The organism is uncultured Marinobacter sp., assembly GCF_963974375.1.
In the GTDB taxonomy this organism is placed as follows: domain Bacteria; phylum Pseudomonadota; class Gammaproteobacteria; order Pseudomonadales; family Oleiphilaceae; genus Marinobacter.
On sequence record NZ_CAXBDN010000237.1, the window covers coordinates 1 to 6,807 of the forward strand.

3 protein-coding genes and 1 pseudogene are annotated in these 6,807 nt (G+C 59.2%); 2 read left to right on the forward strand and 2 right to left on the reverse strand.

Going from position 1 to position 6,807, the window contains the following annotated elements; translation table 11 throughout:
• Both AAC035_RS16770 and mfd read right to left on the reverse strand, forming a co-directional pair.
• Nucleotides 1-527, reverse strand: a 527-nt coding sequence (locus AAC035_RS16770; RefSeq protein ID WP_339806164.1) for a CsiV family protein, incomplete at its 3' end; no start/stop codon positions are given.
• A gap of 51 nt (nucleotides 528-578) precedes the next feature.
• Complete coding sequence (mfd, locus tag AAC035_RS16775; RefSeq protein WP_339806166.1) at nucleotides 579-4,082, reverse strand: transcription-repair coupling factor; 3,504 nt, start codon at nucleotides 4,080-4,082, stop codon at nucleotides 579-581.
• Between the two features lie 196 nt (nucleotides 4,083-4,278).
• On the opposite strand from mfd, the gene AAC035_RS16780 reads away from it, so the two are divergent.
• Both AAC035_RS16780 and AAC035_RS16785 read left to right on the forward strand, forming a co-directional pair.
• Nucleotides 4,279-5,754 carry a glyceraldehyde-3-phosphate dehydrogenase gene (locus AAC035_RS16780; protein WP_339806168.1) on the forward strand — a complete coding sequence of 492 codons (1,476 nt, stop codon included), beginning with the start codon at nucleotides 4,279-4,281 and terminating at the stop codon, nucleotides 5,752-5,754.
• A gap of 352 nt (nucleotides 5,755-6,106) precedes the next feature.
• Nucleotides 6,107-6,807, forward strand: a pseudogene (locus tag AAC035_RS16785) (NADH:ubiquinone reductase (Na(+)-transporting) subunit A); the annotation flags it as partial.

Genomic DNA, 6,807 nt, shown 5'->3' on the forward strand with positions numbered 1-6,807 from the left:
TTGCCTGTGGCCTCGCCGTTGCCAGAGGCGCTACCTGCCCCCGCCGGCCGCCAATGGTTGAGCTGTGCGTTAACATGGAGAAAACGCTGGCGGTCAATGCGGATGGAACCTTCCACCGCCCGACCATCACCACCCGGTAAGACCTCTCCGATTTCAACCCGCAGGTCCTCGCCCTGAAAATCCGGCGGGAAACGCTGTACCCATCCTGCCCGCATCAGTACCCGGTAGTTGCCGCTGCTTTCCAGCCGGTTGGCGGCTTCGTTCAGGCTCAGGCTGCTGTTGGGCACCAGCCTGAGATCAGAGCTGCGGTCACCACTGCCGGTCGTTACTACCAGCTTTCGGATGCTGGTATCTGAGGGTTCAGGTTTCCGGAAGGCCATGCGCTCGTGAAAACCGGGGTGAGCAAGTCGCTCGACGATGATGATTTCGGCACGGTAGTTGTCTTGCGCCAGAGCGGGCAGTGATACTGTCAGCAGCAGCAATAGGGCCAGCAGGCCAATGCTGGGCGTAAGCGAGGGTTTGTGCACGGCTTATCTCCTGATGGTTAATCCATTTGGCATGGTTGCCCGGGTGACCGCTCAGGCCAGTTCGTCCAGGATTTGCCCGATAGCGCTGAGTTTACCATCGGTGCTGCTGTCTTTCAGCCGGAACCCGAAGCTGTTGGCACCTTCAAGACGGTACTGGTCCGGGGCCTGTTGTACTTTTTTCACCATTTTCAGGGGATCGACCTGAGTGCTGGAACCGAATTCCAGCTTCACCCACTCGCGGCCCGCGTCCACCTTCACAATGCCCAGGGCCTCGGCGCGAATCCTGAGGCTGCCCTGACGCATCAGGTTTTTGGCAGGATCCGGCAACAGGCCAAAGCGGTCAATCATTTCCACCTGAAGTTCTCTTAATGCTGCGTCGTCCTTCACGCTGGCAATGCGCTTGTAGAGCATCAGACGGTTGTGCACGTCCGGCAGGTAATCGTCCGGTATCAGCGCCGGTATCCGCAGGTTCATTTCGGTGCCGTGACTCAGCGGCAGGTCAGCGTTAGGGGTGCGGCCCTCGCGGATGGCCTTGACTGCCTCGTCCAGCAGTTGCATGTACAGGGTGAAACCGATGCTCTCGATCTGACCACTCTGTTCCTCACCCAGCAACTCACCGGCACCCCGAATCTCCAGATCGTGGGTGGCCAGCATGAAACCGGCGCCCAGATCCTGGGCTTCGGAAATCGCTTCCAGCCGTTTGCGGGCATCTGCGGTGATTGATTTCGGTGGTGGGGTCAGCAGATAGGCGTAGGCCTGGTGGTGCGAACGGCCGACCCGGCCCCGCAGCTGATGCAGCTGCGCCAGGCCGAACTTGTCGGCCCGTTCGATGACAATAGTGTTGGCGCTGGGAATGTCGATACCGGTCTCGATAATGGTGGTGCACACCAGCACGTTGAAGCGCTTGTGGTAGAAGTCCGACATGATCTGTTCCAGATCCCGTTCCCGCATCTGGCCATGGGCCACGCCCACCCGGGCCTCGGGAATCAGAGTGCGGAGATCCCCGGCGGTTTTTTGGATGGTGGCTACATCGTTGTGCAGGAAGTAGACCTGACCACCCCGCAGGATCTCCCGCAGAATGGCTTCCTTGACCATGGCGCTGTCCCGCTGCCGCACAAAGGTTTTCACGGACAGCCGGCGGGCCGGAGGGGTGGCGATAATGGAAAGATCCCGCAGATGCCCCATTGCCATATTGAGGGTTCGCGGAATCGGCGTTGCGGTGAGGGTCAGCATGTCCACTTCGGCCCGCAGGGCCTTCAGTCGCTCTTTTTGCTGAACTCCGAAGCGATGTTCCTCGTCGATAATCACCAGGCCCAGGTTCTTGAAGCGGATATCGCCCTGCAGCAGCTTGTGAGTGCCGATCACGATATCCGCCTTGCCGCTTTCAACATTGGCCATGGTTTTTGCGGCCTGGCTGGTGCTGCGGAACCGGCTGAGCAGTTCTACGGTGACCGCAGTGTCAGAAAATCGGTCCCGGAAGGATTCGTAATGTTGCTGGGCCAGCAGGGTCGTGGGCACCAGTACGGCTACCTGCTTGCCGGACCAGGTGGCCACAAACGCTGCCCGCATGGCCACTTCGGTTTTGCCGAAACCCACATCACCACAGACCAGGCGGTCCATGGGTTGCTCGCTGGTCATGTCGCCGATAACCGCCTCAATGGCGGCCTGCTGGTCAGGCGTTTCCTCGAACGGAAAGCCTGCCGCAAAATGCCGGTAGGCCTCTTCCGGGTCCTGGAACTGGAAGCCTTTGCGGGCCTCCCGGCGGGCGTAGACGTCCAGCAGTTCTGCCGCGGTATCGCGAATTTTTTCAAGAGCTTTCTGTTTCGCCGTGCTCCAGCGGTCGGTGCCCAGCTTGTGCAGCGGTGCGTGTTCGGTGTCGCTGCCGGTGTAGCGGGAAATCAGATGCAGGCTGGATACCGGCACATAGAGCTTGGCGTTGCCGGCATATTCCACCATCAGGAACTCACTGGCGTCGCCGTCCACGGTAATGGTCTCGAGGCCCTGATAGCGGCCGACGCCGTGGTCAATATGCACCACCGGGGCACCGATACGCAGTTCCGAGAGGTCCCGGTAACCGGAGTCGTCTATCTCCGTGGGCTTTTCACGCCGCCGGCGCTGCAGCACCCGTTCGCCGAACAGGGCGGTTTCGGTAATCAGCGCCAGGCCCTGATCCGGCAGCAGCAGGCCCTGCTCCATGGGGGCGATGGTGATCGCCAGCGTGACGTCGGTCCGGGTCAGGAAATCCTGCCAGCCGGCGACCGTTTCTGCAGCAAGGTGATAGTCCCGCAGGCTTTCAAGCAGCGCTTCGCGACGACCGGATGACTCGGCGCAGATCAGCACACGACCATGGAAGCTTTCGATAAACTGACGCAGTCTGAGGGCCGGATCACTGGCCCTGCCGTCCATGGCAACTTCCGGCAGAGGCTGGCCGCCGCAGGAGCTGATGCCGACACCTGAGCGTCTGGTTTCGCCTTCGGTCAGGGTTACCCGGGGGTACTGGCGCAGCTTGCTGAACAGTTCCTCAACCTGCAGAAACAGCTCTGCCGGGGGCAGAATCGGACGCATGAGGTCGTGGCGCCGCTCTTCATAACGGTTGGCGGTGTCACTGCGAAAGTGCTCGACCGCTTCATCCAGGCCTTCTGCGGTGAATACCAGGGTTTCTCCCGGCAGATAATCAAACAGAGTGGCGCTGCTCTCGAAGAACAGGGGCAGGTAGTACTCGATGCCGGCCGGGGTAATGCCCTGAGTGACGTCCTGGTAGACCGGAGAGGCCTTGTCAGCATGGGGGAAGTACTCAAACCAGCGATTACGAAAGCCGGAACGGGCGTCCTTGCTCCAGGGGAATTCGTAGGCTGGCAGCAATTCTATGCGTTCGATCCGCTCGCTGGAGCGCTGGGTTTCCGGATCGAAGGTGCGCAGGGTTTCAATTTCGTTGTCAAACAGGTCGATCCGGTAGGGCTGACTGGCGCCCATGGGAAACAGATCAATAATGGCGCCCCGCACGGCGTATTCGCCATGCTCATAGACGTTATCGGTGTGGCGGTAGCCCGCGGCCTCCAGTTGCAGGCGCCAGCGCTCCGGCTCCAGGGTCTGGCCGACTTCCAGCAGCAGGGTGTTGCCCTGCAGGTAATCTGACGGCGCCAGCCGGTGCATCAGGGTCCGGGCCGGCACCACCAATATGCCGCGCCGGGTGCGGGGCAGCTTGTGGAGCGTGCGAATCCGCCGTGAGGTAATGTCCTGATGTGGCGAAAACAGGTCGTAGGGCAGGGTTTCCCAGTCCGGCAGCGACAGCAGTTCGAGGCCGTCGCTGCTGGTGGCAGGCTGGTCTTCGTCCACTGGCAGGCCGAGGTAAAAACGGATGGCCTGCTCCAGGCGCAGGGCGTCCTCGGTGCTGCGGGTGATGACCAGGGTCAGGCCCGGGAACTGGCGGGCACTTTCACAGATCGCCAGGGCATCACTGCTGCCGTGAAGATGAGTCCAGACCCTGTGATCCGCGGATTTGACCGGGGCCGGTGGAGCGATCAGGGCCTTGCTGGCAACACTACCGGAAGTCATCGGCCTTGGAATCTCCTGTGGCGGTTTTTGCGGGTTTGCCCCGCAGACGCTGGTATGCAGGCGGCTGGTCAGCGGGGGCGCATATTCTAGCGTTCACAGGCGGTTCTGTCATGGCAGGGTGCAGTTTGCGATCAGCGGCATTAAGTTAGATAATACGCACCCCATTTTTCCGAGTGCCAACTGCAGAGGTTCAAGCGTGAGTCACGAACAGATCAACCAGCACCTGTCCAACTGGACCGAAAGGGAATCTACCGCTGAAGCGATGATTCCACTCATCGGTCGTCTGTACCGCAAAAACAACATAGTTACCTCCGTCTATGGCCGCGCCATCATCAACCAGTCGGTGATTGGTATCCTGCGGGCGCACCGGTTTGTGCGTCAGGTGGAAGACAGCGAACTTTCGGTACACGACACGCTGCCGCTCCTGGAGGCCATGGACCGACTGGAGCTGGGGCGCGCCCATATTGATATCGGCAAGCTGGCAGTGAAGTTCAAGAACGAAGGCAATGGCCGGTCGCTGGAGGATTTCCTGCGTGAGGAAATCGCCCCGATCGTCGGGCAGTATGGCACTCAGTCCGAAGAAGATGCCGAGAACGAAACCAAGGATGTGGTGCTGTACGGATTTGGCCGCATTGGCCGGTTGCTGGCGCGGATTCTGGTTGAAAAAGCGGGCGGTGGCAATAATCTGCGCCTGCGTGCGATCGTGGTTCGCCACGGTGGTGCTGACAGCGATCTGGAAAAACGGGCCAGCCTGCTGCGCCGTGATTCGGTTCATGGGCCTTTCAACGGCACCATTACCGTGGACGAGGAAAATTCGGCCATTATTGCCAACGGTAACTTTATCAAGGTGATCTACTCTGATGGTCCGGACAAGGTGGATTACACCGAGTACGGCATCAAGAACGCCATCATCATTGATAACACCGGTATGTGGCGCGACGAAGAAGGCCTTGGCCGGCACCTGAAGTCCAGGGGGGCCAGTCGGGTGATTCTGACAGCGCCGGGCAAGGGTGATATCAAGAACATCGTGTATGGCATCAATAACGATACCATTACCAGCGAAGACCGGATTCTGTCCGCGGCCTCCTGTACCACCAATGCCATTACGCCGGTTCTGAAAGCCATTTACGATGAATACGGTATCGAAGATGGTCATGTGGAGACGGTGCATGCCTATACCAACGACCAGAACCTGATCGACAACTACCACAAGGGCAGCCGTCGTGGTCGCAGTGCGGCCCTTAATATGGTCATTACTGAAACCGGAGCCGCCAAGGCTGTGGCCAAAGCACTGCCGGAACTGAAAGGCAAACTCAGTGGTAACGCCATCCGGGTGCCGACGCCAAACGTCTCCATGGCGATTCTGAACCTGAACCTGAGCAAGGAAGTCACAGCAGAGCAGGCCAACGACTATCTGCGTGAAATGGCGCTGCATTCCGAGTTGCAGAAGCAGATCGATTTTGTGAACTCACCGGAGGTGGTATCCAGCGATTTCGTGGGTTCCCGTCACGCCGGCATCGTTGATGCCCAGGCCACCATTGCCAACGGCAAGCGCCTGATCCTCTACGTCTGGTATGACAACGAGTTCGGCTACAGTGCTCAGGTGATACGCTGTGTCAACCAGATGGCAGGCGTGACCTTTCCGATCTTCCCGAAGCGCGCCCGGGACTGATGTCCCTTTGGCGGAGCTGACCGAAAGTTAACGAATGCGTTTTACAGGTAAACCCCGGCGGCCTTTGGCTGTCGGGGTTTTCTGCTTTCAGGAATGCTCATTTCCGCGAAACCCGCAAACTACTTTTGGTTACGGTGGAAATAGGTTGCCTTAATCTCTATAATTGGCGCGATTTTGGGTACGTCTGCACCCGCTTCTCATCTTTCCTGCAATTGACCGGTTACGGGCGCAATGCCGAACCGATCTGCCATTATCCGGGCAACGCACCGGGGTGACCAGCAGGGGGAACCAGGGCCGCAGGGGTCGGGCGTGATAATCCACTGTTTTGTTCCTGATGATTGGGCGAGGCTAAATGATTCACATCAAAAAAGGCCTGGATCTTCCCATCAGCGGCACTCCTGAACAGACCATCTCAGAAGGAAAGCCGGTACGCCACGTAGCGCTGATCGGTTTTGACTACAACGGCATGAAGCCGACGATGGAAGTGAAAGAGGGAGACCGCGTCAAGCGCGGCTCGCTGCTGTTTACGGATAAGAAGACTCAAGGCGTTCGTTACACCTCACCGGCCGCCGGTGTGGTCAAGGAAATCAACCGTGGTGAACGGCGGGTTTTCCAATCCATTGTTATCGAGGTTGACGGCGACGACGCTGAAACCTTCGCCCGCTACAGCGACGCTGATCTGTCAGCCCTGGAGCGCCAGCAGGTCGTTGACAACCTGGTGGCGTCGGGTCTCTGGCCGGCATTCCGCACCCGACCCTACAGCAAAGTCCCGGAAATCGATTCGACGCCCAACTCCATTTTCGTGTCAGTAATGGATACGAACCCGTTGGCAGCTGATCCGGTGGTGATCATCAAGGAACAGAGCAAGGCCTTTGAAAAGGGGCTTTTGCTGCTGACCAGACTGACTCAGGGCAAGGTCTTCGTGACCGGCAAGCCCGGTAGCGACGTTCCGGTCCCGAAATCTGACGCTGTCGAAGTGCATCAGTTCGACGGTGTGCATCCGGCCGGCAATGTGGGCACCCACATCCACCACCTGGATCCGGTCGGCGTTCA